Source organism: Streptomyces sp. KL2 (assembly GCF_046529545.1).
GTDB lineage: Bacteria > Actinomycetota > Actinomycetes > Streptomycetales > Streptomycetaceae > Streptomyces > Streptomyces radiopugnans.
This window is the reverse complement of the sequence record NZ_CP127170.1, coordinates 1,318,637-1,345,581: the sequence shown is the minus strand read 5'-3', so window position 1 is coordinate 1,345,581 and position 26,945 is coordinate 1,318,637. Positions and strand designations below refer to the sequence as shown.

General features: G+C 71.8%; 25 protein-coding genes and 1 pseudogene. 19 read left to right on the top strand and 7 right to left on the bottom strand.

Features of this window, described 5'->3' with window-relative positions; all coding sequences use genetic code 11:
• Window positions 1–286: 286 nt before the first annotated feature.
• The 4 genes from QPK52_RS06085 to QPK52_RS06070 all read left to right on the top strand — a co-directional run bounded on the left by QPK52_RS06085 (window position 287) and on the right by QPK52_RS06070 (window position 3,806).
• The gene (locus tag QPK52_RS06085) at window positions 287–940 is read left to right on the top strand and encodes a response regulator transcription factor (protein WP_093662714.1); all 654 of its coding nucleotides are present in this window, start codon (window positions 287–289) and stop codon (window positions 938–940) included.
• Between the two features lie 7 nt (window positions 941–947).
• Entirely contained in the window at window positions 948–2,225 is a 1,278-nt protein-coding gene (locus QPK52_RS06080; protein ID WP_410535998.1) for a sensor histidine kinase, read from the top strand.
• 421 nt (window positions 2,226–2,646) lie between these two features.
• Window positions 2,647–2,946: a DUF4193 domain-containing protein gene (locus QPK52_RS06075; RefSeq protein ID WP_093662716.1), complete on the top strand. Its 300-nt coding sequence runs from the start codon at window positions 2,647–2,649 to the stop codon at window positions 2,944–2,946.
• 14 nt (window positions 2,947–2,960) lie between these two features.
• The gene (locus QPK52_RS06070) at window positions 2,961–3,806 is read left to right on the top strand and encodes a hypothetical protein (RefSeq protein ID WP_410535997.1); all 846 of its coding nucleotides are present in this window, start codon (window positions 2,961–2,963) and stop codon (window positions 3,804–3,806) included.
• A 75-nt stretch (window positions 3,807–3,881) separates the two neighbouring features.
• Here the strand turns inward: QPK52_RS06070 and QPK52_RS06065 are convergent, their stop codons facing one another.
• On the bottom strand, window positions 3,882–4,337 hold the full coding sequence (locus tag QPK52_RS06065) for a DUF3093 domain-containing protein (protein WP_410535996.1): 456 nt from the start codon (window positions 4,335–4,337) through the stop codon (window positions 3,882–3,884).
• A 58-nt stretch (window positions 4,338–4,395) separates the two neighbouring features.
• Between QPK52_RS06065 and QPK52_RS06060 the strand changes: the two genes are divergently transcribed.
• The 6 genes from QPK52_RS06060 to QPK52_RS06035 all read left to right on the top strand — a co-directional run bounded on the left by QPK52_RS06060 (window position 4,396) and on the right by QPK52_RS06035 (window position 8,727).
• The gene (locus QPK52_RS06060; protein ID WP_410535995.1) at window positions 4,396–4,980 is read left to right on the top strand and encodes a PaaI family thioesterase; all 585 of its coding nucleotides are present in this window, start codon (window positions 4,396–4,398) and stop codon (window positions 4,978–4,980) included.
• Window positions 4,977–5,537 carry a dUTP diphosphatase gene (gene dut / locus QPK52_RS06055; protein WP_410535994.1) on the top strand — a complete coding sequence of 187 codons (561 nt, stop codon included), beginning with the start codon at window positions 4,977–4,979 and terminating at the stop codon, window positions 5,535–5,537. The genes QPK52_RS06060 and dut overlap by 4 nt, the downstream gene beginning before the upstream one ends.
• A gap of 1 nt (window position 5,538) precedes the next feature.
• Window positions 5,539–6,327, top strand: a complete 789-nt coding sequence (locus QPK52_RS06050; protein WP_410535993.1) for a DUF3710 domain-containing protein — start codon at window positions 5,539–5,541, stop codon at window positions 6,325–6,327.
• Between the two features lie 310 nt (window positions 6,328–6,637).
• Window positions 6,638–7,348, top strand: a complete 711-nt coding sequence (locus QPK52_RS06045; RefSeq protein ID WP_410535992.1) for an ABC transporter ATP-binding protein — start codon at window positions 6,638–6,640, stop codon at window positions 7,346–7,348.
• A gap of 185 nt (window positions 7,349–7,533) precedes the next feature.
• Window positions 7,534–7,944, top strand: a complete 411-nt coding sequence (locus QPK52_RS06040) for an OB-fold nucleic acid binding domain-containing protein (protein ID WP_093662721.1) — start codon at window positions 7,534–7,536, stop codon at window positions 7,942–7,944.
• Window positions 7,945–7,947: 3 nt separating this feature from the next.
• Window positions 7,948–8,727, top strand: coding sequence for a DUF3159 domain-containing protein (locus QPK52_RS06035; RefSeq protein WP_410535991.1), 780 nt, complete (start codon window positions 7,948–7,950; stop codon window positions 8,725–8,727).
• 94 nt (window positions 8,728–8,821) lie between these two features.
• Here QPK52_RS06035 and QPK52_RS06030 read toward each other — a convergent pair whose 3' ends face one another.
• From QPK52_RS06030 to QPK52_RS06020, 3 genes are all read right to left on the bottom strand, one after another.
• Window positions 8,822–9,505, bottom strand: a complete 684-nt coding sequence (locus tag QPK52_RS06030; protein ID WP_410535990.1) for a potassium channel family protein — start codon at window positions 9,503–9,505, stop codon at window positions 8,822–8,824.
• The gene (locus QPK52_RS06025; protein WP_093662723.1) at window positions 9,502–10,170 is read right to left on the bottom strand and encodes a potassium channel family protein; all 669 of its coding nucleotides are present in this window, start codon (window positions 10,168–10,170) and stop codon (window positions 9,502–9,504) included. The genes QPK52_RS06030 and QPK52_RS06025 overlap by 4 nt, the downstream gene beginning before the upstream one ends.
• Before the next feature lie 108 nt (window positions 10,171–10,278).
• Window positions 10,279–12,420: an MMPL family transporter gene (locus QPK52_RS06020; protein WP_410535989.1), complete on the bottom strand. Its 2,142-nt coding sequence runs from the start codon at window positions 12,418–12,420 to the stop codon at window positions 10,279–10,281.
• 95 nt (window positions 12,421–12,515) lie between these two features.
• Here QPK52_RS06020 and QPK52_RS06015 point away from each other — a divergent pair, with 95 nt between their 5' ends.
• Complete coding sequence (locus QPK52_RS06015) at window positions 12,516–13,046, top strand: MarR family winged helix-turn-helix transcriptional regulator (protein ID WP_410535988.1); 531 nt, start codon at window positions 12,516–12,518, stop codon at window positions 13,044–13,046.
• Here the strand turns inward: QPK52_RS06015 and QPK52_RS06010 are convergent.
• On the bottom strand, window positions 12,943–14,652 hold the full coding sequence (locus QPK52_RS06010) for an SDR family oxidoreductase (RefSeq protein WP_410535987.1): 1,710 nt from the start codon (window positions 14,650–14,652) through the stop codon (window positions 12,943–12,945). The genes QPK52_RS06015 and QPK52_RS06010 overlap by 104 nt on opposite strands.
• A gap of 140 nt (window positions 14,653–14,792) precedes the next feature.
• On the opposite strand from QPK52_RS06010, the gene QPK52_RS06005 reads away from it, so the two are divergent.
• The 6 genes and pseudogenes from QPK52_RS06005 to QPK52_RS05980 all read left to right on the top strand — a co-directional run bounded on the left by QPK52_RS06005 (window position 14,793) and on the right by QPK52_RS05980 (window position 23,478).
• A complete protein-coding gene (locus QPK52_RS06005) occupies window positions 14,793–16,850 on the top strand; it encodes an APC family permease (protein ID WP_410535986.1) in 2,058 nt (685 codons plus the stop codon).
• A gap of 67 nt (window positions 16,851–16,917) precedes the next feature.
• Window positions 16,918–18,297, top strand: coding sequence for a class I SAM-dependent RNA methyltransferase (locus tag QPK52_RS06000; protein ID WP_410535985.1), 1,380 nt, complete (start codon window positions 16,918–16,920; stop codon window positions 18,295–18,297).
• 81 nt (window positions 18,298–18,378) lie between these two features.
• Window positions 18,379–18,792 carry a DUF317 domain-containing protein gene (locus tag QPK52_RS05995; RefSeq protein ID WP_410535984.1) on the top strand — a complete coding sequence of 138 codons (414 nt, stop codon included), beginning with the start codon at window positions 18,379–18,381 and terminating at the stop codon, window positions 18,790–18,792.
• Window positions 18,793–18,867: 75 nt separating this feature from the next.
• Window positions 18,868–19,113, top strand: a pseudogene (locus QPK52_RS05990) (ATP-binding protein); the annotation flags it as partial.
• A gap of 168 nt (window positions 19,114–19,281) precedes the next feature.
• Entirely contained in the window at window positions 19,282–21,168 is a 1,887-nt protein-coding gene (locus QPK52_RS05985; protein ID WP_410535983.1) for a DNA/RNA helicase domain-containing protein, read from the top strand.
• Window positions 21,169–21,363: 195 nt separating this feature from the next.
• Entirely contained in the window at window positions 21,364–23,478 is a 2,115-nt protein-coding gene (locus QPK52_RS05980) for a DNA/RNA helicase domain-containing protein (RefSeq protein WP_410540224.1), read from the top strand.
• Window positions 23,479–23,532: 54 nt separating this feature from the next.
• Here the strand turns inward: QPK52_RS05980 and QPK52_RS05975 are convergent, their stop codons facing one another.
• Window positions 23,533–23,661 carry a DUF6408 family protein gene (locus QPK52_RS05975; RefSeq protein WP_107425008.1) on the bottom strand — a complete coding sequence of 43 codons (129 nt, stop codon included), beginning with the start codon at window positions 23,659–23,661 and terminating at the stop codon, window positions 23,533–23,535.
• Between the two features lie 333 nt (window positions 23,662–23,994).
• Window positions 23,995–25,116 carry a hypothetical protein gene (locus QPK52_RS05970; RefSeq protein WP_410535982.1) on the bottom strand — a complete coding sequence of 374 codons (1,122 nt, stop codon included), beginning with the start codon at window positions 25,114–25,116 and terminating at the stop codon, window positions 23,995–23,997.
• 318 nt (window positions 25,117–25,434) lie between these two features.
• On the opposite strand from QPK52_RS05970, the gene QPK52_RS05965 reads away from it, so the two are divergent.
• Both QPK52_RS05965 and QPK52_RS05960 read left to right on the top strand, forming a co-directional pair.
• The gene (locus QPK52_RS05965) at window positions 25,435–26,256 is read left to right on the top strand and encodes a helix-turn-helix domain-containing protein (RefSeq protein ID WP_410535981.1); all 822 of its coding nucleotides are present in this window, start codon (window positions 25,435–25,437) and stop codon (window positions 26,254–26,256) included.
• A gap of 258 nt (window positions 26,257–26,514) precedes the next feature.
• On the top strand, window positions 26,515–26,778 hold the full coding sequence (locus tag QPK52_RS05960; RefSeq protein ID WP_410535980.1) for a hypothetical protein: 264 nt from the start codon (window positions 26,515–26,517) through the stop codon (window positions 26,776–26,778).
• The last annotated feature ends 167 nt before the right edge of the window (window positions 26,779–26,945 follow it).

The following is a 26,945-nucleotide window of genomic DNA, read 5'->3' as shown; positions in this document are numbered from 1 at the left end:
ACAGGGCGTGATCGCGGGTGTACTGCCGTCCTCCCCACCTCAAACCTCAGAGAAACCTCAAGAGGGACGAAAATTCGGTGAACGGCTGCGACGGGAGTCCCTTACGGCCCGTTTACTGAGGTCGCGGGCACGATGGACCACGATGGACAGGGGTGGAACAGGACGCGGCGCGCCCCGGTCCGCCGGGCCGGGGCTCACCCCGTCCCCGCTCCGCACCGCTGCCGCGCCGCCCTCGGACACCCCCGGGGCGGTTCCCCCGCCCGCGAACCCAGGAAGGACACCACCCGTGCGCGTACTCGTCGTCGAGGACGAGCGGCTGCTCGCCGATGCCGTGGCCACCGGACTGCGCCGGGAGGCCATGGCCGTCGACGTGGTCTACGACGGCGCCGCCGCCCTCGAACGCGTCGGGGTCAACGACTACGACGTGGTGGTGCTCGACCGCGACCTGCCGCTGGTCCACGGTGACGACGTGTGCCGCGAGATCATCCGGCTGGGCCTGCCCACCCGGGTGCTGATGCTCACCGCCTCCGGTGACGTCAGCGACCGGGTGGAGGGCCTGGAGCTGGGCGCGGACGACTACCTGCCCAAGCCCTTCGCCTTCAGCGAGCTGACCGCCCGGGTGCGGGCGCTGGGCCGCCGCAGCACCGCCCCCCTGCCGCCGGTGCTGGAGCGCGCCGGCATCCGGCTGGACCCCAACCGCCGCGAGGTCTTCCGGGACGGCCGGCAGGTGCAGCTGGCCCCCAAGGAGTTCGCGGTGCTGGAGGTGCTCATGCGGGGCGAGGGATCGGTGGTCTCCGCCGAGCAGCTCCTGGAGAAGGCCTGGGACGAGAACACCGACCCGTTCACCAACGTCGTACGGGTCACCGTGATGACCCTGCGCCGCAAACTCGGCGAGCCGCCGGTGATCGTCACCGTGCCCGGCTCCGGATACCGCATCTGAGCCCCTCATGACACCCAGCACGCCCGGTACCCCCGGCCCCCCGCCCCAGCCCCCGGCGACCCCGCCCAAGCCCACCTGGGACCCCTTCCAGCCGGGCCGCTCCCATCCCTGGCTGCGGCCCACCATCCGCATACGCCTGACCCTGCTGTACGGCGGGATGTTCCTGATCGCCGGGATGGTGCTGCTGGCGATCATCTACCTGCTGGCGGCCCAGGCGCTGAAGGACGGCAGCCACCTGCCCTTCCAGATCATCGGCGTGCGGGACCAGACCACCGACGCCGTGTGCAGCCTGCCCAGCCGGGCGGACGGCGGGGAGCTGACCCCCCAGGAGCTGACCGCCGCCGTCCAGCAGTGCATGGAGAACCAGCGGCAGGTGGCCCTGGAGGCCCTGCTCAACCACTCACTGCTCGCCCTGCTGGGCCTGGCCGTGGCCGCCTTCGCCTTCGGCTACGTCATGGCCGGCCGGGTGCTCTCGCCGCTCGAGCGCATCACGCGCACCGCCCAGCGGGTCGCCGGTTCCGACCTGCATCGCCGCATCGAGCTGGACGGACCGGACGACGAGCTCAAGGAGCTGGCCGACACCTTCGACCAGATGCTGGACCGGCTGGACCGGGCGTTCACCGCCCAGCAGCGGTTCGTCGCCAACGCCTCGCACGAGCTGCGCACCCCGCTGGCGATCAACCGCACCCTGCTGGAGGTCCAGCTCTCCGATCCCGGCGCCTCGCCGGAGCTGGTCCAGCTCGGCAAGACGCTGCTCGCCACGAACGAGCGCAGCGAGCAGCTGGTGGAGGGTCTGCTGCTGCTCGCCCGCAGCGAGAACGAGATCGTCGACCGCAAGCCCGTGGACCTGGCCGAGGTCGCCTCCCAGGCCGTGGAGCAGGCGCGCGGCGAGGCCCAGGAGCGGGGCGTGGAGCTGCGGGGCGTGCGCCAGCCCGCCTATGTGCAGGGCAGCGGGGTGCTGCTGGAACGGGTCGCGCTCAACCTGGTGCAGAACGCCGTGCGCTACAACGTCCCCCGTGACGGCTGGGTCTCGGTGGACACCCGGGCCCAGCCCGGGCAGGCGGTGCTGGTGGTGGAGAACACCGGCCCGGTGGTCCCGGCGTACGAGGTGGACAACCTCTTCGAGCCCTTCCGCAGGCTGCGCACCGAGCGCACCGGCAGCGACAGGGGGGTCGGCCTGGGCCTGTCGATCGTGCGGTCGGTGGTGCGCGCCCACGGCGGGGCGGTCGCGGCCAGGCCGCGCGAGGAGGGCGGACTGGTGGTCCGGGTCACGCTCCCCGTCTGACGCCCGGGGCGCGGGGCGGAAAGGACGATCATGGAATATCTCCGCGGGGCCCGGTGTTATGGGGCGAAATCCGGGAATTCCTCCATGGTTCGACCCGGTTGTGATCGATCACACACACGATTTTTCGGTCACACGCGTACAGCATCCCAGGGCCTGCCGAAAAATGCCGGAAAATCCATGTTTTCGCAGGTCGCGATCGTGGAAAAGAGGGGAGGCGGTAGGCGCAAAGTGGACACGGGGGCCGTCCCGGGCCCTCGGTCGACGGCCGACTCGGTCACCCCATCAGGGGCGCGGTTGGGTGTCGATTGAGTAACAGGGCTTGATGTGAGGCAAAATCTCCGCCTCAGGTCGGGCACAAGTCCGGCCTCTCGCGCGTTACGTGCGCTGGAGACACCACAGACACCCAGAGGGGGAGAGCGACATGGCGACCGACTACGACACTCCACGCAAGACCGATGACGACGTCAACGAGGACAGCATCGAGGAACTGAAGGCCCGGCGGAACGACAAGTCCGCCTCGACCGTCGACGTCGACGAGTTCGAGCAGGCCGAGGGTCTGGAGCTGCCCGGAGCGGACCTCTCCAACGAGGAGCTGTCCGTGCGGGTGCTGCCCCGCCAGGCCGACGAGTTCACCTGCATGAGCTGCTTCCTCGTCCACCACCGCTCGCAGCTCGCGGCGGAGAAGAACGGTCACCCCATCTGCCGCGACTGCGCGGCCTGAGCCGGGGCCGGCTGATGACGGCCGAGGAAGCACGCGACGCCGAGCGGGGCCAGGACGGCAAGGCCTCGCTCGCGCCCGTACCCGCACCCCGTTCCGCGCCCGCAGCCGCCCTCGGCCGCGGGCTGCGGCGGCTCCGTCCGCGCCGGACAGGCGGCGCGGACGGCGCGGACGAAGGCAGAGCCCGGGAGCCGCACGAGCGCGGCACGGTCAGGGCGTTCCTGGGCGTGGTGGCCGACCGCATCGTCGACCTCGCGCCCAGGATCCCGGTGAGGGACCTGGAAACGCTCCGCCGGCAGTTCCCGGGCCTGGGGCCCGAGGAGATGGCCGACAGGCTGATATCGGGCGCCATGAAGGGCAGCGCGACCGTCGGCGCCGGAGTGGGCGCCTCGGCGATGCTGCCCGTACCGCCGGCGATGCCCGCCGAGCTGGCCGCCGAGGTCGTCGGGGTGGCCGCGGTCGAACTCAAGCTCATCGCCGAACTGCACGAGGTCTACGGACTGCGCCCGCCCGGCAACGTCCGGGAGCGGGCCGCCGCCTACCTCGCCGAGTGGACCCAGGAGCGCGGGATAGAACTGGCCGTGCCCGCGACGTTCGGCGCGGCGTTCGGCAACCACATGAGACGCCAGCTGCGCCAGACCCTCCTCAAGCGCACCATGCGCAACCTCCCCAATCTCACGCCGTTCATGATCGGCGCGGCGGTGGGCGCCCTGATGAACCGGCGCGACACCAGGAAGCTGGCGGAGACGATCCGCGACGACCTGAGAAGACGGCAGATCCCCTGGGACGCCGTCCCCCTGGAGGACCGCCCGGGGAAGGTCATCCCCTCGCAGCCCACACGCGCGCCGGACGAGGACGGCTGACGCCCGCCGTCCCCTCGCCCCCGGCGTCCCCTCGCTACCGCCGGACCTCCGCGGCCGCCCGTACGGCCGGCCGCGCTACCGGCGCGCCGCCTCCAGGGCGTCGGCCAGCGCCCGTGGGCGCCGTGTGGACAGGTACAGGTACGGCGTGGGGTCCTCGGGATCGGTGACCTCGACGCGCAGCGCCGTCGGCACGTAGCCGCGCAGCAGCATGTAGGCGCGCGGATCGGCGCGGTGGGTGCGCCAGGCGCGGGCCTCCTCCTCGTCCAGGACGTGCGCCTCGCCCAGCGCGGAGACCGGCACCCGGGCCTCCCCCGCGACCAGCGAGTCCGCGACCACGCGGATGCGGGCCGAACCGTAGGCGCTCACCGCCACCGCGCCCAGCGCCGTCCCCACCACCAGACCGCCCAGCAGGGGCATCAGGCCCAGGGGGAACAGGATCAGGCCCAGGGAGACCCCGGACAGGGCGGCGATCAGCCACCAGGGGCGGGGCGCGGTCAGCCGCTCGTCGTACAGCACGCCGGGAGGAAGCATGTCCCCAGCTTGGCACGCCCGCGACCGGCTCACTGACCCGGCGGTAAGGTCAGCATCCGTGAGTGCCACCAAGACATCCCTGACCCCGCCGGACGACGCCGTTCCCCCGGAGCGTCACCCCGACGCCCCCGCTCCCGGAGAGCCGCTGGGCGCCCACTACGCGCAGTGCTTCGGCTGCGGCACCGAGCAGCCCCACGGACTGCACCTCGAGGCCCGGGCGGGCGAGGGGGTCAGCGTCACCGCCGAGTTCACCGTCCGCCCCGAGCACCAGGGCGCCCCCGGCCTCGCCCACGGCGGACTGCTGGCCACCGCCATGGACGAGATCCTGGGCTCCCTGAACTGGCTGATGCACACCATCTCGGTCACCGGGCGGCTGGAGACCGACTTCCTCCAGCCCGTCCCCGTGGACTCCGTACTGCACCTGACGGCACGGGCCACGGCCCGGCACGGACGCAAGATCTACTGCACCGCCACCGGACGCGTCGGCGGCCCCGACGGCCCCCTGGCGGTGCGCGCCGACGCCCTCTTCATCGAGGTCAAGGTCGAGCACTTCGTCGACCACGGCCGCAAGGACGAGATCGAGGCCGCGATGGCCGACCCCGACACCGTCCGCCGGGCCCGCGCCTTCGAGGTGAACCCGTGAGCCGCGCCGGCCTGCCCGGGCGCGATCCCGTCGAGGTGCTGATCCGCCGCCTCGACCCCGAGGTGCCGCTGCCCGCCTACGCCCACCCCGGCGACGCGGGCTGCGATCTGGTCACCACCGAGGCGGCCGAACTGGCCCCCGGGGAACGGGCCGTTCTGCCCACGGGGGTTTCCATCGCACTGCCCGACGGGTACGCCGCCTTCGTGCATCCGCGCTCCGGTCTGGCGGCCCGCTGCGGGGTCTGTCTCGTGAATGCCCCCGGAACCGTCGATGCCGGGTACCGTGGGGAGATCAGGGTGATCGTGGCCAACCTCGATCCGCGCGAGAGCGTGCGGTTCGAGCGGTTCGACCGCATCGCCCAGCTCGTCGTCCAGCAAGTCGAGAAGGTGCGCTTCCACGAGGTGGAGGAACTGCCGGGATCGGCGCGAGCGGCGGGGGGCTTCGGCTCCACGGGCGGCCACGCCGCACAGGACGGCGCCGCACAGGACCACGCTGCACAGCACAACCATTACGCTGCGGTCGCGGCCGACGAGGCCGCCGACCTGAAGGGACAGTGACGTGTTCGGACGTCGTCGCAAGAAGAAGGTAGGGCCCGAGGGCGCCTCGGACGAGTTCGAGACGGAACGATCCGACGAGGGCACCGACACGTCGGACGGGTCCGCCGACGGCACCGGTGGCGAGCAGTCCAGGGTCAAGCTCCCCCCGGCCCCCCGGCCGGACGGCCCCTGGGACGTGAGCGAACTGCGCGCGCCGGGCGAGGGCCGGGTCGACCTGGGCGGCATGTTCGTGCCCGGAGTGCCGGGCATGGAGCTGCGGGTGGAGGTCGCCGGGGACGCCATCGTCGCCGCGACGATCGTGCTCAAGGACAGCGCCGTCCAGCTCCAGGCCTTCGCCGCGCCCAAGCGCGAGGGCATCTGGGACGAGGTGCGCGAGGAGATCGCCTCGGGCATCACGCAGAAGGGCGGGATCATCGACGAGGTCGAGGGACCGCTGGGCTGGGAGCTGCGTGCGCAGGTGCCGGTCAGGCTGCCCGACGGCAACAGCGGCATGCAGGTCGTGCGCTTCGTCGGCGTGGACGGTCCCCGCTGGTTCCTGCGCGGTGTCATCTCCGGCCAGGGCGCGGTGCAGCCGCAGGCCGCCGGACTGCTGGAGCAGATCTTCCGCGACACGGTCGTGGTGCGCGGCGACGCCCCGATGGCCCCCCGCGACCCGATCGTCCTCAAGCTCCCCGACGACGCGCAGATGGTGCCCGACGGCGTCCAGCAGGAGCAGGCGCAGGAGGGCTCCCGCTTCGCCGGCGGCATCGACAAGCTCCAGCGCGGCCCGGAGATCACCGAGGTCCGCTGACCGGGACGCCGCCTGGAGCCCTGCCGCCGTGCGAGGCGGCAGGGCCGGAGCCCCCTCATGCTCCTGCGGCCCGACGACGGCTGCGGACGGGGTGTGCCGCCGTGGGCCCGTTCCGGAGAGTCCGCGGGGACCGGGGGCACCGTGCCGATGAACGGGCCGGATCGCCTCCGTCCGGCTGGGGAGAAGACCGGGGCCGGCCACGCGGCCGAGACCACCGCCCGGGAGAAGTGGCGTCGTTCCGCCCGGCCGGAACGGCCCGCGGGGGCGCTAGGCTCGGCACCGTCCGGAGCCGTCCGGAAGGGGAGGCCGTATGGGCGCCGTGGTCGTCGTCGAGGACCTGCACCACTCCCACGGTCACGCACCCGCCGCGGTCCCCGTACTGCGCGGTCTGTCGCTCACCGTCCGGCGCGGCGAGCTGGTCGCGGTCACCGGACGCCCCGGCGCGGGCCGTACGACACTCCTGGGCCTCGTCGGCGGACTCGACACCCCCGTCTCGGGCCGGATCACCGTCGACGGCGTACGGCTGGACGGAATGGGGGAGCAGGAGCGGCTGAGGCTGCGCCGCGACCGCATCGGCATCGTCTTCCCCTCCCCGGGACTGCTGCCGGTCCTCACCGTCGCCGAGAACGTCGGCGTTCCGCTGCGGCTGCGCAACGTCCCCGCGCACGAACGCGAGGAGCGCGTCTCCCGGCTGCTGGCCGAGGCCGGCCTTGCCGAGCTGGCCGGGCGGCGGCCCGACGAGATCGGCGGCGTCCAGCGCCAGCGCGTCGCCGTCGCCCGCGCGCTGGCCATCCGGCCGGCGCTGCTCGTCGCCGACGAGCCCACCGCGCTGCTCGGCCCCGATGAGGCCGCCGGGGTGCTGGAGCTGCTGTACACCGCAGTCCGCACCCGCGGCGCCACCGCACTGGTCGCCACCCGCGACCCCTGGCTGCTCTCCCGCTCCGACCGCGTCCTGGAACTGCGCGACGGGCGGCTGCGCGAGGCCGGCCCGGAGCTCCGCCCGCTGCCGGCCCGGCCCTGAGCCCTGGCCCCGAGCCGTGGACCCGTGCCGTGGACCCGTGCCGTGGACTCTGAGCCCGCTGTGCATCGCGGGGCGCCGGTGATTCCTGGGGCTTCCGGGGCGCCGGGGGAGAGCCTTCGGTCACATCCGGTTCCGGGGCCCTCAGGGGCATTACGGGGGGTGACGGGCGCGGGTAGGCTGGCCGCATGAGTGGCGTTACCCGACTCGAGAGGCAGGGCGGCCGGCTGCGGCGCCTCCTCGGGCGTCTGGCCTCCTCCCAGGAGGATCTGCTCTCCGCCGAACTCCGGCAGGACACCGAGGAGAGCGGCTGCACCCGCATCTGCGACTGCGGCGACCGGCAGATCGTCACGGTGACCGGTACGCTGCGCACGGTGACGCAGCGCCCCAGGGCGGGCGTGCCCGCGCTGGAGGCGGAGCTGTTCGACGGGTCCGCCCCGCTGGACGTCGTGTGGCTCGGCCGCCGGTCCATCGCGGGCATAGAACCGGGCCGCAGGCTGATCGCCCACGGGCGGATCGCGATGAACCGCGGCCGCCCGGTGCTGTTCAACCCCAAGTACGAGTTGCGACCCATCGGACAGGACAGCGGACAGGAGTAGCGGGTGACCTCTCTCGACAAGCCGGCCGCCGGCGTGGACGGAACCGGGTCCGGGGCGGAGGCCGGCGCGTCCGGTCCGACGGTCACGGACAAGGCGCTGATGGAGGCGTTCGGCGGAGTGCGGGGCATGGTGGACACCACCGTGCCCGGGCTGGTCTTCGTACTGGTCTACACGATCAAGCGGGACATCCACCTCGCGGCCGTCGCCGCCCTGGGCCTGAGCGTCCTGCTCGCGCTGTCCCGCCTGGTGCAGCGCGAGACCCTCAAGCACGCCTTCAGCGGCGTCTTCGGGGTCGGGATCGGCGCGGTCTTCGCGATGATGTCGGGCGACGCCAAGAACTTCTACCTGCCGGGCATGCTCTACACCCTGGGGCTGGCGGTCGCGTACTGCGTCTCGGCGATGGTGCGCTTCCCGCTGATCGGGGTGCTGCTCGGACCGCTGATGCGCGAGAACCTCTCCTGGCGCACCCGCAACCCCGGCCGCCTGGCCGCCTACACCAAGGCGACCTGGGCCTGGGGCATCGTCCTGCTGGCCAAGTCGGCCATCCTCTTCCCGATCTACTTCTGGGGCGACGCCACCCAGCTCGGCTGGGTGAAGGTCGCGCTCGGCATCCCGCCGCTGCTGCTGTGCGTCTACCTGACCTACGTCTTCCTGGCCAAGGCCCCGCCGCCGATCGACGTGATCGCGGAGATGGAGGCGGAGGAGGCCGCCGAGGCGGAGAGGAAGCGGGCCGGGGAGCGGGAACGCGAGCGCGTGGCGGGCGAGGCGCGGACGGACTCCTGAGCCCGGTACGGCCCCGCGGCCGTAGGGCGCACGATGAGGGCGGCGGCCCCGGCCGACCGGCCGGGGCCGCCGCCCTCGTACGTACGGAGCGCCGCTACCGGGACTCCCCCTCCGGCTCCCGCCGCACCGACAGCAGCTCCTCCAACTGCTCCTCACGGGACTGGGCGGCGACGAACAGCAGCTCGTCGCCCGGCTCCAGGGAGTCCTCGGGGCCCGGGGTGAGGACCCTGCTGCCGCGGATTATCGTCACCAGCGCGGTGTCCTCGGGCCACTGCACATCGCCCACCCGCGTGCCGGCCAGCGCCGACTCGGGGGGCAGGGTCAGCTCGACCAGGTTGGCGTCACCCTGGCTGAAGCGCAGCAGCCGCACCAGATCGCCGACGCTGACGGCCTCCTCGACCAGCGCGGACATCAGCCGCGGGGTCGAGACGGCCACGTCGATCCCCCAGGACTCGTTGAACAGCCACTCGTTCTTGGGGTGGTTCACCCGCGCCACGACCCGCGGCACGGCGTACTCCGTCTTGGCCAGAAGGGAGACCACGAGGTTGACCTTGTCGTCGCCCGTCGCGGCGATCACGACGTTGCAGCGCTGGAGCGCGGCCTCGTCCAGCGAGGTGATCTCGCAGGCGTCGGCCAGCAGCCACTCGGCCTGCGGCACCTGCTCCACCGAGATGGCGCCGGGCGTCTTGTCGATCAGCAGCACCTCGTGGCCGTTCTCCAGCAGTTCTCCGGCGATGGAACGGCCCACCGCGCCGGCCCCGGCGATCGCGACCCTCATCGTGTCTCTCCCTCGGGACCGCGCGAGAACGCGGCCTCCACGTCGCCGACCCGGTCGCAGCGCATCATCACGTGCACCAGATCGCCCTCCTGGATCACCGTTTCGGAGGTGGGCAGCATCGCCTCGCCCAGCCTGGTGATGAAGGCGACCCGGGTGCCCGTCTCCTGCTGGAGGCGGCTCACCCGGTGCCCGACCCAGGCGGTGGAGGCGTGCACCTCGGCGAGCTGTACGCCTCCGGTCGGGTCCAGCCACAGCGGCTCCGCGCCCGAGGGCAGGAGCCGCCGCAGCATCTGGTCGGCCGTCCAGCGGACCGTGGCGACGGTCGGGATCCCCAGCCGCTGGTAGACCTCGGCGCGGCGGGGGTCGTAGATGCGGGCGGCCACGTTCTCCACGCCGAACATCTCGCGCGCCACGCGGGCCGCGATGATGTTGGAGTTGTCGCCGCTGCTGACGGCGGCGAACGCCCCGGCCTCCTCTATGCCCGCCTCGCGCAGGGTGTCGCGGTCGAAGCCGATCCCCTCCACCCGGCGTCCGCCGAAGGACGAGCCCAGGCGGCGGAAGGCCGCCTCGTCCCGGTCGATGATCGCAACCGTGTGACCCCGTTGCTCCAGGGTCCGGGCGAGCGCGGCGCCCACGCGCCCGCACCCCATGATGACGATGTGCATGAGGCCGCTACCCCGTGCCTTCCTGTGCCGTGACGACCCGGGCCCGCATCGCGCGTCATCCTTCCCGCCCCGACCGGGGCCCCTGCCGATCTGTCCTGCGCCGTAACGCTACCCGGCATCCGGCGCGGGGTGCCCCTCCCGGTCCCCTCCGGGCCGTGTCTCCTCACCGCGGCGGCTCAGCGCGCTGGGCCACCACACGGCCGGTCCGATGTCCCTGGCGAGGGCCGGGACGAGCAGGGAGCGTACGAGGACGGTGTCCATGAGCACGCCGAAGGCGACGATGAAGGCGATCTGCACCAGGAAGGACAGAGGGATCACCACCAGTGCCGCGAAGGTGGCGGCCAGCACCACCCCGGCCGAGGTGATCACCCCGCCGGTGGCGGTCAGGCCCTTGAGCACGCCCATTCGGTTGCCGTGCAGCAGGGTCTCCTCGCGGACCCGGGTCATCAGGAAGATGTTGTAGTCCACTCCCAGGGCCACCAGGAACACGAAGCCGTACAGCGGGATGGAGGGGTCGGTGCCGCTGTAGCCGAGGAGGCCCTCGAAGACCAGGGCGGCGATGCCCAGGGTGGCCAGGAAGTTCAGGGCCACGGTCGCCACCAGCAGCACGGGCATCACCACCGACCGCAGCAGCCCGATCAGGATGATCAGGATGATCACCAGGACGACGGGGATGATCAGCGCGCGGTCCTCCCGGGCGGTGTCGCGGCTGTCGAGCTGCTGGGCGGTGTAGCCGCCGACCAGGGCGTCCGCGCCCTCCACCGCGTGCACCGACTCCCGCAGCCGCTCGACGGCCCGCAGGGCCTCGTCGGAGTCGGCCCCGGCCGACAGGGTGGCCTGGACGCTCACCCGGCCGTCGACGACCAGCGGCTCGCCCCCGCCGGGGCGGCCGGAGGAGGTGACCGGGGCGGCCGAGGCGACCCCCTCGGTGTCCTGCGCGGCCGCGGTGACCTCCCGTACCCGGTCGGCGTCCGCGATGATCACGGCGGGGTTGCCGGAGCCGCCGGGGAAGTGCTCGTTGAGCTTCTCCTGGGCGGTGACGGACTGGGCCCCGCCGACGAAGATCTCCTTGGTCGGCACACCGGTGGACGACAGGGTCGGGAAGAACGCGGCGGCGACGGCCAGACCCGCCAGCGACACCGCCCACACCCGGCGCGGGGAGCGGTCCACCAGGGCCGCCACCCGGCCCCACACGCCCCGGGCGGCGGACGGGTCGGACGGGTCCGCGGGAGGCTTGGGGCGGGCGGGCCAGTACGCGGACCGGCCGAGCACCGCCAGCACCGCGGGCAGGAAGGTCAGGGCGCTGAGCATCGCGCAGGCGATGCCGATGGCGCCGACCGGGCCCAGGGCGCGGTTGTTGCGCAGATCGCTCAGCAGCAGGGCCAGCAGGCCCAGGGCGACGGTGGAACCGCTGGCGACGATGGCGCCCAGGGAGCGGCGCAGCGCGGTACGCGCGGAGCCCAGTCGGTCGCCGCTGTGGGCTAGCTCCTCGCGGAAGCGGGCCGACAGCAGCAGTCCGTAGTCGGTGGCGGCGCCGATGACCAGGATGAACAGGATGCCCTGCACCTGGCCGTCCACCCGTACCACGTCCCGTTCGGCCAGCAGGTAGACGATCGCGGTGGCCAGTGCGAGGGCGAAGACCGAGCCGAGGATGATCGCCAGCGGCAGCAGCACGCTGCGGTAGACCAGCAGCAGGATCAGCAGCACCACGCTGAGCGCCACGCCCAGCAGCAGCCCGTCGATCCCGGCGAACGCCTCGGACAGGTCGGCCTGGGTGGCGGCCGGGCCCGCGACGTGGGCCTCGGCGCCCTCCACCTGCCCGGCGGTCTCCAGGATGGCGTCGATGACGTCGCCCATCCCCTCGTCGAGGTCGGAGGAGAGCGGGATGACGGCCTGCAGGGCCTCGCCGTCCTCCGAGGGCTGCACGGGGGAGGGCCGGCCGGCGACGCCGGGGGCCTGGGCCAGCTCGGCCAGCGCCTGCTCGGCCTGCTGCCGCTGGCCGGCGCCGATGCCGCCCTCCTCGGCCTCCCAGACGACGATGGCGGGCACGGTCTCGGAGGTCCGGAAGTCCTCCTGCGCCTCGATCACCCTGGTCGACTCGGCGTTCTCGGGCAGGAAGGAGGCCTGGTCGTTGGTCGAGACCTCGCTGATCTTCCCGGCGTACGGGCCGAAGGCGCCGCCGACCGCCAGCCAGACGACGATCAGCGCGGCGGGCACCAGCCACCTGAGGACACGTGGTGTGGGTTTCATCGACTCCCCTGGAACAAGGACGTGGGCACCGCCTGCGCGGGCAGGAATCTTTTTCGTTGAGAAACTTGGCGATCGAGATTGTATATCGTGGGGGAGTGCGCGACTCAGACGACCCCACCGGCGGCCCCGCCGAGCCCTCCGACGCCCCGGGCGGCGACCCGACCGGGCTCCAGGCGTTCGCCGTGCTGCTCCGCCGCATGAACGGCGAGTTCAGCCGGACCGCGCACGACTTCGCCCACTCCCAGGGACTGCACCCCACCGACGTCCAGGCCCTGGTGGAGATCCTGGACAGTGAGCGGGACGGGCCCGTCACCCCCGGAATGCTGCGCGAACGCCTCCAGCTCACCTCGGGCGCCGTCACCGCATGCCTGGACCGCCTGGAGCGCGCGGGCCACATCCGGCGCACCCGGGACTCGGCCGACCGCAGGATCGTCCACCTCCACTACGCCCCTCGGGGCCGCCAGGTGGCCCGCGAGTACTTCCGTCCCCTCGCGCGCGCCACCGACACCGTGCGGCAGCGCTTCAGCGACGCGGAACTCCGCGCCGTCGTGCGCTTCCTGGCAGCCATGAACGAGGAGCTGGCCGCGCTGCGCCACCGCCCCGACGGGGACCCGGCCCGGAGGTGACCGCGCGCCGCCGCCCGACACCCGCGGCGCCCGCCTCGGCCGCCGAGGCGATGTTGCGGGCCATCCCGCCGAACACCACCGCGTGGAACGGCGAGACGCCCCACCAGTACGCCTGCCCCAGCAGGCCGTGCGGATGGAACAGCGCCCGCTGCCGGTAGACGGTCTCCCCCTCCGGCCCCCGGCCCGCCATCAGCTCCAGCCAGGCCAGTCCCGGCAGCCGCATCTCCGCCCGCAGCCGCAGCAGCCGCCCCGGCTCGATCTCCTCCACCCGCCAGAAGTCCAGCGAGTCGCCCGCCCGCAGCCGCTCGGCGTCCCGCCGCCCCCGCTGCAGCCCGATCCCGCCCACCAGCCGGTCCAGCCAGCCGCGCACCGCCCAGGCCAGCGGCGCGGAGTACCAGCCGTTCTCGCCGCCGATGCCCTCGATCACCCGCCACAGAGCCTCCGGCGAGGCGGTCACGGTGCGCTCGCGTTCGTCGGTGTAGAGGCTGCCGCCCGCCCAGTTCGGGTCGGTGGGCAGCGGGTCGCTGGGCGCGCCGGGGACGGAGGCCGAGGACCAGCGGGTGACCACGTCCGCGTCCTTGATCCGCTTCAGCGCCAGCCGCAGCGCCCGGTCCAGGCCCAGCAGGCCGCCGGGCGGGTCGGGGACGTGGCGGGCGATGTCGTGCTCGGCGCAGACCACCTCGTGCCGCAGCGACTCGGCCAGCGGCCGGGCCAGTGCGCGCGGAACGGGGGTGATCAGGCCGATCCAGTGACTGGACAGGGTGGGGGAGAGCACCGGCACCGGGACGATGACCCGCCGGGGCAGCCCGGCCACCGCGGCGTAGCGCTGCATCATGTCGTGGTAGGTGAGGATCTCCGGGCCGCCGATGTCGAAGGTCCGGTTCACCTCGGGCGGCAAGGAGGCGCAGCCGACCAGGTAGCGCAGCGCGTCGCGCACCGCGATCGGCTGGAGCCGGGTGCGCACCCAGCTCGGGGTGACCATCACCGGCAGCCGCTCGGTCAGGTAGCGCAGCATCTCGAACGACGCCGAACCCGAGCCGATGATCACCGCCGCCCGCAGCACGGCCGTCGGCACGCCGGAGGCCAGCAGCAGCCGTCCCACCTCGGCGCGGGAGCGCAGGTGCGGCGACAGCTCCCCCTCGGGCACCCCGGCAGGAGTCAGCCCGCCCAGGTAGACGATCCGGCCCACCCCGGCCGCCCGCGCCTGCTCACCGAAGATCCTCGCGGCCTCGCGGTCGGTGCTCTCGAAGCGGGAGCCGCCGCCCATGGAGTGCACCAGGTAGTAGGCGACGTCCACGCCCTCCATCGCCGCGCGCACCGACGCGGCGTCGGTGACGTCGCCGCGCACCACCTCCACCCGTCCGGCCCAGGGGTGGTCGCGCAGCTTGGCCGGGGTGCGGGCCAGGCAGCGCACGGTGTGGCCGACCGCCAGCAGCTCGGGCACCAGCCGGCCGCCGATGTAGCCGGTGGCCCCGGTGACCAGGCAGCGCAGCGGCCTGCCCGCCCGCCCTCCCCCCTCCCCGCCCGTGCTCCCGCTCTCCTTCCCGGAAGCGCCCGTACCGCCGCCGCTGCCGCCGTCCATGTGCCGGCCCGTCCTCTCCGCCATACGGCCATGCTTGGCCCCGCCCTCATCGGCCGCAACTCGCGGGGACGGGTGCCGAGGTTGCGCCTTCCCGCCGTGACCTGCCGCACTCCGGCCCGGCGGCGGTTGGGTGGGCCGGGCAGGGGAGGCTTACGATCCTCTGCGTGTCCAAGCTGACCGACGTGTCCAAACGGATCCTGATCGGCAGTGCGCTGCGCAGCGACCGGCTCACCCAGACGCTCCTGCCCAAGCGCATCGCCCTCCCGGTCTTCGCCTCCGACCCCCTGTCGTCGGTCGCGTACGCCCCGGGCGAGGTCCTGATGGTGCTGTCCATCGCCGGGTTCTCCGCCTACCGCTACGGGCCGTGGATCACCCTCGCCGTCGTCGTGCTCCTGTTCGCGGTGGTGGCGTCGTACCGGCAGAACGTCCGCGCCTACCCCTCCGGCGGCGGCGACTACGAGGTGGCCACCGTCAACCTCGGCCCCCGGGCCGGACTCACCGTCGCGGGCGCCCTGCTGGTGGACTACGTCCTGACGGTGGCGGTGTCGGTCGCCGCCGGGGTGGAGAACCTCGGCTCCGCCATCCCCTTCGTCTCCGAGAACAAGACCGGCACGGCGGTGGCGATCATCGCGCTGCTGGCCGTGCTGAACCTGCGCGGCGTACGCGAGTCCGGCACGATATTCGCCGCCCCCACCTACCTCTTCGTCGCCTGCGTACTGGCCACCATCGCCTGGGGCGCCTTCCGCGGCCTGGTCCTGGGCGACGAGATGTCGGCCCCCAGCGCCGGATACGAGGTCAGCGCCGAGACCGCCGAGCTGACCGGCTTCGCCCTGCTCTTCCTGCTCCTGCGGGCCTTCTCCTCCGGCTGCGCCGCCCTCACCGGCGTCGGCGCCATCAGCAACGGAGTCCCCGCCTTCCGCCGCCCCAAGAGCCGCAACGCCGCCACCACCCTGGCCCTGATGGGCGGCCTGGCCGCCACCATGTTCGGCGGCATCGTCGCCCTGGCCCTGGCCACCGGCGTGAAGATGTCCGAGACGCCCGCCACCGACATCCTCATCGACGGCCGTCCCGCCGGGCCCGACTACCACCAGGATCCGGTCATCGCCCAGGTCTCCGCGGCCGTCTTCGGCTACGGGTCCCTGCCCTTCCTCCTGGTTTCCGCGGCCACCGCGCTCATCCTCTTCCTGGCCGCCAACACCGCCTACAACGGCTTCCCGGTCCTCGGCTCGATCCTCGCCCAGGACCGCTACCTGCCCCGCCAGCTGCACACCCGCGGCGACCGGCTGGCCTTCTCCAACGGCATCGTGCTGCTGGCCGTCTTCGCGGGCGTGCTCGTCTACGCCTACGACGCCGACTCCACCCGGCTGATCCAGCTCTACATCGTCGGCGTCTTCGTCTCCTTCACCTTCAGCCAGACCGGCATGGTCCGGCACTGGAACCGCCACCTCGCCCAGGAGAGCGAGCCCGCGGCCCGCCACCGGATGAAGCGCTCACGCGCCATCAACGCCTTCGGAGCCTTCTTCACCGGCCTGGTCCTGGTCGTGGTGCTGGTCACCAAGTTCAGCCACGGGGCCTGGGTCGCCCTGATCGGCATGGCGCTCTTCTACGCGATGATGACCGCCACCCGCCGCCACTACGACCGGGTCGCCGAGGAGCTGGCGCTGCCGGCGGAGGCCGGACGGGAGGAGATGGCCAAGCCCTCGCGGGTGCACTCCATCGTCCTGGTCTCCAAGGTCCACCGGCCGACGCTGCGGGCGCTGGCGTACGCCAAGATGATGCGCTCCGACGTCCTGGAGGCCCTCAGCGTCAACGTCGACCCCGAGGAGACCCGCGCCCTGTTCGAGGAGTGGAACCGGCGCGGCATCGACATCCCGCTCAAGACCCTGGACTCCCCCTACCGCGAGGTCACCCGGCCGGTCGTGGAGTACGTCAAGGGCCTGCGCCGCAGCGACCCGCGCACCGTGGTCAGCGTCTACATCCCCGAGTACGTCGTCGGCCACTGGTACGAGCAGCTGCTGCACAACCAGAGCGCCCTGCGCCTCAAGGGCCGCCTGCTGTTCACCCCGGGCGTGATGGTCACCTCCGTGCCCTACCAGCTGGAATCCTCCGAGCGCGCCAGGCTGAGGGCGCGCAGGCGCTCCGAGTGGAGCGCGCCCGGCGCGGTGCGCCGCGGCCCCGCCGGGCCCGCGGGCCGGGGGGAGCGCGACGGGCGGCAGGAGTGACCCGGACGGACCGGTAGGCTGGAGGACTGCCGTCCATGCGCCCCGCCGTCCGTTGGAGCCGCTCCCCATGCCCCCCGCAACACCCCCCGCCGCGTCCTCCGAAACCGCACCGTCGCTGGTGGGCCGGGAGTACGAGGTCGAGATCGGCCCCGTCGCGCACGGCGGCCACTGCATCGCCCGCACCGAGGAGGGACGGGTGCTGTTCGTGCGCCACGCCCTGCCCGGCGAGCGGGTCGTCGCGAAGGTGACCGAGGGCCGGGAGGACTCCCGCTTCCTGCGCGCCGACGCGGTCGAGATCCTGGAGCCCTCCAAGGACCGCGTCGAGGCCCCCTGCCCGTTCGCCGGCCCCGGACTGTGCGGCGGCTGCGACTGGCAGCACGCCGCCCCCGGAGCCCAGCGGCGGCTGAAGGCCTCCGTCATCGCCGAGCAGTTGGCGCGGCTGGCCGGGCTCACGGCCGAGGACGCCGGCTGGGACGGCACCGTCGAGCCCGCCCCCGGCGACAAGGTGCCCAAGGGCGAGGTCCCGGCCTGGCGCACCCGCGTCCACTACAGCGTGGACGACGAGGGCCGCGCGGGGCTGCTGCGCCACCGCTCCCACGAGGTGCAGCCGATCGACCGCTGCCTGATCGCCGCGCCGGGGGTGAGCGAACTGGGCGTCGAGAAGCGCCGGTGGCCGCAGATCGCCACCGTCGACGCGACCGCCGCCACCGGCTCCGGAGACCGCCAGGTCGTGCTCACCCCCCGCCCCGGCGGGCGCCTGCCCCTGGTGGAGCTGGACCGGCCGGTGTCGGTGCTGCGGGGCGAGGAGCACCGCGGCCGCGGCGCGGAGCGCGGCGGCGAGCGGGCCGTGCACCGGGTGCACGGCCGGCCCTTCGTCCGCGAGCGCGCCGCCGACCGCACCTGGAGGATCAGCGCGGGAGGTTTCTGGCAGGTCCACCCCAAGGCAGCCGACCTGCTGGTCGAGGCCGTGATGACCGGCCTGACGCCGCGCAGGGGCGAGATGGCCCTCGACCTGTACTGCGGCGCCGGGCTGTTCGCCGGAGCCCTGGCCGAGCGCGTCGGGGAGAAGGGCGCGGTGCTCGGTATCGAGTCCTTCAAGCGCGCGGTGGAGGACGCCCGCCACAACCTCGCCGACCTCGACCGCGTCCGCATCGAGCGCGGCAACGTCGAGCAGGTCCTGCCGCGTACCGGCATCACCGAGGCCGACATCGTCGTCCTCGACCCGCCCCGCTCCGGCGCCGGGCGCAAGACGGTGCGGCAGGTGGCCTCCCTCGGCCCGCGCCGGATCGCCTACGTCGCCTGCGACCCGGCCGCCCTCGCCCGCGACCTGGCCTACTTCCGCGAGGAGGGCTACGTCCCGCACTTCCTGCGGGCCTTCGACCTGTTCCCGATGACCCACCACGTGGAGTGCGTCGCCATCCTCAAGCCCGCCCCGAAGCGCTCCTGACCTGCGGTTTTGTGCGTGCGCATTATGTGCGGTGTGGGCGTTACTCTCTGCGGAAACCGCAGGTCACAGAAGGGATCGCCCATGACCGCGGGCCTCGCTCAGCCCGGCTTCTCCACCACTGTGGAGGCGCTGTGGTTGCGGAACTGGTCACTCGGTGCCGATCAGCCGGTCCTCGTGTTGGACCGGTTCGGCGACGAGGACTTCAAGTTGGTCGTCGACGACCGCGCCGACGTCCACATCAACAGCAAGGACGGACGTTTCTACCTCGGCTGGTTCCCGGGCGGCCGCCCCGGTGCGGAACGAGAGGGCTGGGGAATCGCCGTCGCCGGGACTGCGGCGGTCCCCGGCTACCACGTCTTCTTCGACACCGAGACTCCGGCCGAGGTGTCGCCTCCCGGTTGCCGTACCACGCCTCCTGAGCGCGCACCCCACCTCCCCCCCTCCTGCTCTGTCCCTTGTGCGAAACCACTCCCCTGTGAAGGAGACCTGCCGTGATCCTCGACTTCCCTCCGCAACCAGGATTTCTGCGCTGCGGGGGAAGGCTTGACCACGCGCCTCACCCGGACTCGTACATACCGATCCAAGATCCTCGGCCCGCACTTCGAGGACCTCGCCTGCACCTTCGCCCGCCGCTACGCCCGTACCCTGCTCCCCGGCGGTCTGCCCGGTCCGGTCGGTACCACCGAGGTTGCCGACCCGGCGGCCTGCACCAAGCACGAGGTTGACGTCATCGCCCTCGCCCCGGGCGAGCGTCCGCAGGCGCCGCGCGCTCGGATCGCCCTGATCGACGAGGTCAAGGCCACCCCCTGCCGCCGCCCGCCTCCCGCTGCTACCGCCCCCGTGGCCCGTACGGCTGTCGGTGCCGCCGGGTAGTCTCGGACACGTCATCAACGCGGCCCGACGGGCTTCCGCTCCACCCCGGTGGAGTCTTAAAGGACATGCCCCCACCCGCACGAGTCCCTTCGTGCTGCCTGGGGGAAGTCCTTGCTGTTCCGCGCGTCCGCGAAGACGGTCGCCGCCATGGCGCTCGACGGTTCGCTGTTCCTGCACCTCACCGACCAGTTCGCCCATATGCACGGTCACCGGCCCGGCGCCTCGGAGGTGCGCTCCTGGGAGCGCAGCATCCCCGTCCTGGCCAGCGCGCTGGTCGAGGCGGGCCTGGGCGACGTGGAGATCATGCTGGAGTACGCGCTGCCGCTGAACAGCAAACGCGCCGACGCCGTGCTCGCAGGCGTCCACCCTTCCACCGGAGAGCCGTCGTACGTCGTGGTGGAACTGAAGCAGTGGAGCGAGGTCCTGCCCCATGAGGACGATCCCACGCTGTGCCACGTCGAGCGCTACGCCCATCCGGTTCTCAATCCCATCGAGCAGGTGCGCCGTTACTGCGACTACCTGGTCAACTTCAACGGAGCGGTGGCCGGGCACGGGCACCGGATCAGCGGAGTGGCGTTCCTGCACAACGCCACGGAGCCCGGCGTGGCCGGCCTGCGGGAGATCGAGCGTGACGGCCGTGGCCTGCTCTTCACCGGACAGCGCCGCGGCGAGTTCCTCGCGCATCTCCGCTCGAAGCTGAGTGGGGAGCATTCCGGCGCGGGGGCGGCGGACGAACTGCTCTCGGGCACCACGGCGCCGTCGAAGCAGTTGATGTCCGTTGCCGCCCAGGAGGTGCGGGAGCGCCGGCAGTTCGTGCTCCTCGACGAGCAGCAGGTCGCCTACCGCATGGTGCTCAACGCGGTGGAGAGGGCGAAGCGCGCCGACCGCAAGGAGGTCGTCGTCGTCACCGGCGGCCCCGGTACCGGTAAGAGCGTGATCGCCCTCCAACTGCTCGGCGAGCTGTACCGGCGCGGGATGCCTGCCTTGCACGCCACCGGCTCCCAGTCGTTCACCAAGACGATGAGGAAGGTCGCCGGATTCCGCAAGCGGGAGGTGCAGGACCTGTTCAAGTACTTCAACAGCTTCATGAAGGCTGAGAAGAACAGCCTGGACGTCCTGGTCTGCGACGAGGCCCATCGCATCCGGGAGACCTCGGCCAACCGCTACACGCGCGCCGAACACCGGACCGGCAGGGCGCAGATCGACGAACTGATCGACGTCGCCCACGTGCCCGTCTTCCTCCTCGACGAGCACCAGGTCGTGCGCCCCGGCGAGATGGGCACCGTGGCCGACATCAAGGAGGCGGCGGCGAAGCGGGACATCCCCTGTCACGTCGTCCCGCTGGACAGCCAGTTCCGCTGCGGCGGCAGCGACGCATATCTGCGCTGGGTGGTCCGCCTCCTCGGTCTGGAGCCGGGCGGGCCGGTCGTCTGGGAACCCGACGGCCGCATGCAACTCCTGGTCGCCGACAGCCCGCAGGAGATGGAGGCGTTCCTGGAGGACCGTCGTGCCCAGGGCTACGGTGCCCGCATCTCCGCCGGTTACTGCTGGCGCTGGTCCCCGGAGCCCAAACCCGGCGAGCCCCTCCCCCCGGACGTGGTGATCGGCGACTGGGCGCGCCCCTGGAACCTGCGCGGCGACCGCGCCGTCTCCGGCGCGCCCCCGGCCGCCCTGTGGGCCACCGACCCGGCCGGTTTCGGGCAGGTCGGCTGCGTCTACACCGCCCAGGGATTCGAGTACGACTGGTCGGGCGTCATCATCGGTCCCGATCTGGTCTGGCGCGGTGACCGGTGGGTCACCGACCGCACGGCCTCCAAGGACCCGGTCTTCAAGAAGTCCACTCCGGAAGACGACGTGGACCGCCTGATCCGCAACACCTACAAGGTGCTGCTGACCCGGGGCATGGTCGGCACGATCGTGTACTCGACGGACCCCGAGACGCAGGAGAAGCTACGCCAGATCGCGGGAGGTCCGGTGCGGGAGTTGGCTTCGGTCTGAGCGGCCGGACAGCCAACCCGTTCGGGATCCGGACAGACCCTCCCATGGGCAGGCCGAAACCCGATCGTCGTTTTCGGTCCGAGCCGGAGCCTGTCTAAGATCCCCCGGAAACGGTTGCGGCCCGACGGGCTTCCCGCAAGGACACGCCCCCACCCGCACGAGTCACTCGTGCCCTGGGGGATCCTCCTCGTGTCCATGCTCCTGCTGCGGTTAGCAGCACGGGACCTGCTTGCTCTGAACGCCCGGCACCGCCTGGTGCCTCACTTGGCGGCCCGCTGGGTGCATTTCCAGCGGGGCGATTCCTCCGACGGCGAGCGCTCCGCGTGGGCGCACAGCCTCGTCTCACTGGCGGAAGACCTGGTCGCTGCCGAACGCGGCAACGTCGAAATGATCGTCGAGTGTTCGCCCACCGTGGACGCGTCGGAAGGGGCGGCGAGGACCCACGGCCAGATCGATGTGGTCCTCGTGGGCAGGCACCCGGCAGAGGGCACCCTCTCAGTTCAGCTCGTCGAGCTGAAGCAGTGGTCGTCGGTGACGAGGGTGGAGGCCGCCACGGCCGACCTCGTGTATGTGCCGGGGATCGAGGACCCCGTCACCCATCCCGCCCTTCAGCTCGGTGAGTACCACGCGCTGTTCACAGGCCCTAATGGTCCGTTGAGCGGACTGCGGTTCGAATGCGGCGGATTCGCCTACCTGCACAACGCCACGGACGAATCCGTCCGGCCACTGCTCGGTGCCGACGCGCCCACGGGGCCCTATGCCCACACTTACACCAAAGACACCCGGGCCAGGCTCCTCGAGGATCTGCAGCGTCACTTCACCGACGAGGACGACCATTCCGCTGCCGAGTACATCCTGCATCGGATGAACCTGCGCAACACGCCGCTGCTCGACGCCATGGTCAAGTCGAATGGTGAGGACACGGTCTTCACCTTGAGAGGCCGGCAGAAAAAGGTCGCCGACGACGTTCTGAAGGCCTCGGAACTGATCCTGGACCCTCCGCACAGGGAGGCGCTCGTCCCCCGTCCGCAGCGTGCGGTCTTCCTGGTCACCGGCGGAGCCGGAACCGGCAAGAGCGCCATCGGACTGCAACTGCGAGCCGACCTCGAGGCCGCCGGCCGAAGGGTGAAGTACGCGAGCGGATCCCGGGCCTTCAACGCCGCGATCAAGGAGAACGTCGGATACACCGAAGCCGAGTTCCGTGAGCGCTTCGCGTACTTCAGCAACTTCGTGAATCCGCCCGAGCCACCGCTGGACGTACTGATCTGCGACGAGGCGCACCGGCTGCGGGACAGGACCACGCACTGGCGGCTGCCCGCGGAGAAGCGGGGTACCAAACCGCAGGTGGACGAACTCATCGAGGCGTCCCGCCTGACGGTGTTCTTCCTCGACGGGGCCCAGACCGTGCGACCGTCCGAGGTGGGAACGGCGGAGCTCATCGAGGACGCCGCGCAACGGCATGGTGCTCTCTTCCGTCGCTACAGTCTGGTGGAGCAGTACCGGTGCGGAGGCAGTGACGCCTACATCCGCTGGGTCCGCGCACTGCTCGGTGTGTCGCCGCAGGAGGCGCACAAGTGGGTTCCGGACGGACTCATGCACATCGAGGTCGTCGATTCGCCCGACGAGATGGAGCGCATCGTCCGCACCGAGTTCGACGCCGGTGCGACCGCCCGGATGGTGGCGGGATACTGCTGGCCCTGGAGCAAACCGGACAAGGACAAGAACCTCCAGAACGATGTGCGCATCGGTGACTGGCACCGCCCTTGGAACGCTTCGAGTGAGTCCTTCTGCGCCAACGGCGAGCCGCCGTCGAGGATCTGGCCCGTGCACGACGCCGGTATCGGACAGATCGGCTGTGTCTACACGGCACAGGGGCTCGAGTGGGACTGGTGCGGGGTGATCATGGGCGATGACATGGTCTGGCGTACCGACCGCTGGGTTTTCCAGCGGGGGAAGCAGCGCAAGGACCCGGACAACGGGGTGATGCGGGTGGCGAAACCGGGATCGCTCGACCCAAAGGTCCGCGCGAGTACGCTCGGCGACGACGACTTCGCCCGCTGCGTCCGCCACGCCTACCACGTTCTGCTGACCCGGGCGAGCCGGGCGACCGTGCTCTACTCCACCGACGAGGAGACCCGGTGCCATCTCAGGGAACTGGTCGGGGAGACCGACGTGCACGGGCTTCGGCCGACGCAGGAGTCCATCCCGCCCGAACTGAGGACCACTCGGCACGGCGGGGGCGCGCGGAGCCGCAGAGCACGGCGGGCGCGGAACAGGGCGAAGCGGAAGAACGAGATGACGTTGTTCTGAGCCTTCGGCTCGAAGTGGAGTGGCGGGCTCCCGGAAGCCCGCCACCGGCCTGCTTCAGAAGAGCAGGTGCGCTGCCGACATCATGGCGGCCACCAACAGGTTGGCGACCACATTGACGGCGACGTCCGCCAGGATCTTGCGGAACCGGGCGTAACGCGCGGGCTGGTACTCGACAGGGTCCATGGGTGACCACTCCTTGGTGGTGAGCAGGAATGGTGGGGGGACGACCCACCGGGCATCCGCTCACACACCGCACGCACGCGCACGGCGATTCACCATCACTGCTCACATGCCGCCGAGGGCCGCATGAACTCCGCACTCGTACCCCTCCGGGTGGATGCGCAGCACAAGTCACTTTACTTCACGCACAGTTGTACGGCCCTCTGGGCGAGGACCCATCCCCGGCCGGACCGTCTTGCCGGCGGGTGAGCGCGGTTCCGCGCGAGACACCGGCGGAGAGTGCGGTGGCCGGTGGAGCCACAGAGCCACCGCGGTCCTCGGTGGCGCGGGGCGGTGTCAGACTCGACTGCAGCGATCCCGAAGTTCGGATATGACGGCCTTCTCGAGTTTGTTGACGTCACCGTCCACAGCGGCCACCCGGTCGGCCGCGTCGAGCACGTCGCTCAGATCCCCCGGCTCGGCGTCCATGCGCCGCCACACCTCGGCGGGATCGATGTCGACAAGGTGGGCGAGTTGTTCGTCGACCACTTGGTGCTGCTCCCGGACCAGCCTCACCAGATGCCGCATCAGCAGCGTCTCGTCGTCGGTGATCTTCTTGTCCGCCTTGATGACGAGCCATGCGACCCACAGCATCAGCTGCGGGTGCCGGCTCCGCTCGCTCAGGTTCCCGGCGAGTTCGATCACCCGCGCCTCGTTCCGGAAGACTGCCTGCGCGTGCCGCCCGGCGAGCAGCGTCGTGTAGCGGTTCAGCACCACCGCGAGGGGGACGCCGATCAGGGGGATACCGATCTTGATGACGTTCTTCTGCAGGAGGTACTTCCCGACGACGGGGAGTGCCTTCGCGGCGTTGAGGACATCTCCGGAGTAGAAACGCTTGATCAACGGTCGGACGATGGCCGGGACCGCCTTGGCCACGCCTTCCCGGGCCGCTTCCCCGCTCTTGATCGTGAAGGCCACACGAATGAGCTTCCACATATCTTCGGGGTCGGACAGGTCGAGCGGGACCCGGTAGAGGACGGCGATGTCGTAGGCCAGGCGGAGCTGGAGCCGGGTGACGAACGCGACGTCGACCATCATGGTCGCGACGGCGGCCGGGACGGTCGCTGCCGAGGCGCCGCCGAGGCTCCCGAGGGTGGCGACGACGGTCGCCGTGTAGGCCCCGGCGGAGAGTCCGCCTTCGAGCGCGGCGTACCGGGCCGCCATCTTGATCCGCTGATCGATGACGGCGTCCGCGGGTACGCCCGCGTACCGCTCCTGGAAGTACTGCCAGTCGACCTTGGCGGTGTAGGAGCTCATGGCCTCGGCGCTGAGCTTGGTGAACCAGCCGCCCGACTTGATGTCGTCCGTGCTCAGCCCCTTGATGAACTCCTTGAGTTCGGCCCGCTCCTGTTCGACGGCCTTCCGGGCGGCATCGTCGTCGCCGTCGGTATCGGCGGCGTTGATCGGATCTTCGACCATGGCGAGTTCCCCCCTCGCTGACGTTTCGAAACGGTGACCCGGTGACCAGCACGGCTGTCGACGGGTGTCCCGTGGGCCGCAACCCTAGCGGCTGGCCATGCGGGCGGGGCCCGTTGCGCCGATCTCCGTTCCGAGCGCCTTCACCGTCTTCTCGCGCACTGTTCCTCCTCCAAGCCCGGGGCGACAGGGCCGACGCCGTTGCAGAACGCGTTGTGCGAGTGGGGGCCGTGGACTGGGCCGGTGCGCGGCGTGACGGCGACGGGCCTGTGCCGTTGGGCAGGGGGCAGGTCCACGAAGCGGTACGGAGGGGGGGAGGCGGTGGCCACGACGGCGGACAACGGTGCTGTCGACAACGGCGGCGCGGAGCTGTCGGACAGCCTGAAGACGTTCGGCGCGGTACTGAAGGTGCTGCGCGAGGAGGCGGGGCTGACGCAGGAGGGACTCGCCCCACGCATGCGGTACTCGGCGCACTACATCGCCAAGATCGAGCAGGGCAGGCGGTATCCGCCGAAGGACCTGCCCGGCCGCGCGGAGGAGCCCCTGGGCCACATCGCCTCCCGCGTCCTGGCGGCGGCCTACCGCAGCCTGACCCGCCGGACGGGGCTGGCCTCGTGGTTCCACCAGTGGGCGGGCATCGCGGAGGAGGCGCTGTCGCTGTACGCGTACGAGTGCAGGGCGATTCCCGGGCTGCTGCAGCCCGAGCCCTACATCCGGGCGATCTTCGAGCGCCGCCTGCCACCCGTCACCGAAGATCGGCTCGAGCGAGAGGTCGCCGCTCGGCTCGACCGGCAGCGGATCGTCGAGCAGAGACCGAATACCGAGTTCAGCCTCGTCATCGAGCAGGCCGTACTGGAACGGAACGTGGGCGGTGATCAGGTGACGCTGGCCGTCATCGATCATCTGTTGACCGTGAGCAGACGGCGCAATGCCGAGATCCAGATCATGCCTCTCCGCCAGGAGGACCACTGCGGAGTCGACGGGCACATGTACCTGGCGGCGACTCAGGGCCACAGACGGGTCGGCTACACCGAAGGGCAGCGGCCGAGCAACCTGCTCACCGCGCCCAGGGACGTCCAGCGGCGGCCGCTGTCCGTGTCCCCGGCCGCCTGGGCGGACTTCCTCGGCCGCGCCGCCCACTGAGCCGCAAGTGCCCAACCGCCTGTGCGGCGGGGCCCCGGCTCCGCTGCACAGGCATGCCGGGACGGCCCCGGCCGTCGCCCCAGACGGTGAGCGCACCCGACGAGAGTCCTGTTGAAAACTCAGTCAAAGCTGTTGACGTTCGCTGGCGCCTGCGTAGGCTGGTTGGTGGCGGTCGACGTGATGTCGGCGTCAACGGCGTCTCGGGGGTGGGGCTGAGTGAACGGAACCAGGTGTGCGCGGTGTGAGCTTCTGATCGGCATGGGATGCACCTGTCCCTCTCTGAAGAAGAGGCGGCAGACGCAGCCGGTCACGGTCCGGCGGACCCCGGAGTCCAAGGCCCGGCAGGGCGGGAAGCGGCCGAACTCCGCCCGCCCGCCGAGGGACGACGCGTTCTCGTACGGCGACTACGGCGACGACCGCGCGGCCGAGGAATTCCGGGAGGAGCTCCGCGACATCACGGAGCGCGGCAGCAGTGTGCGGACCGTCTCGGGTGGGCTGCCCACCCTCGGACGCCGCCGCTGACCCTGCCCGGAGCCCTGGCCCGTCACCTCTGCCGGCCAGGGCGAACGTCCCATAGGTGTGATCCGTGATTCCTCCGCCCATGTCGGACCGACCCGTTAGGATCCCGCCCGGGGACCGGCCCGCGGGACGGACAGTCCCGGCAGGCCGGGGCAGTGGAGACGACGAGC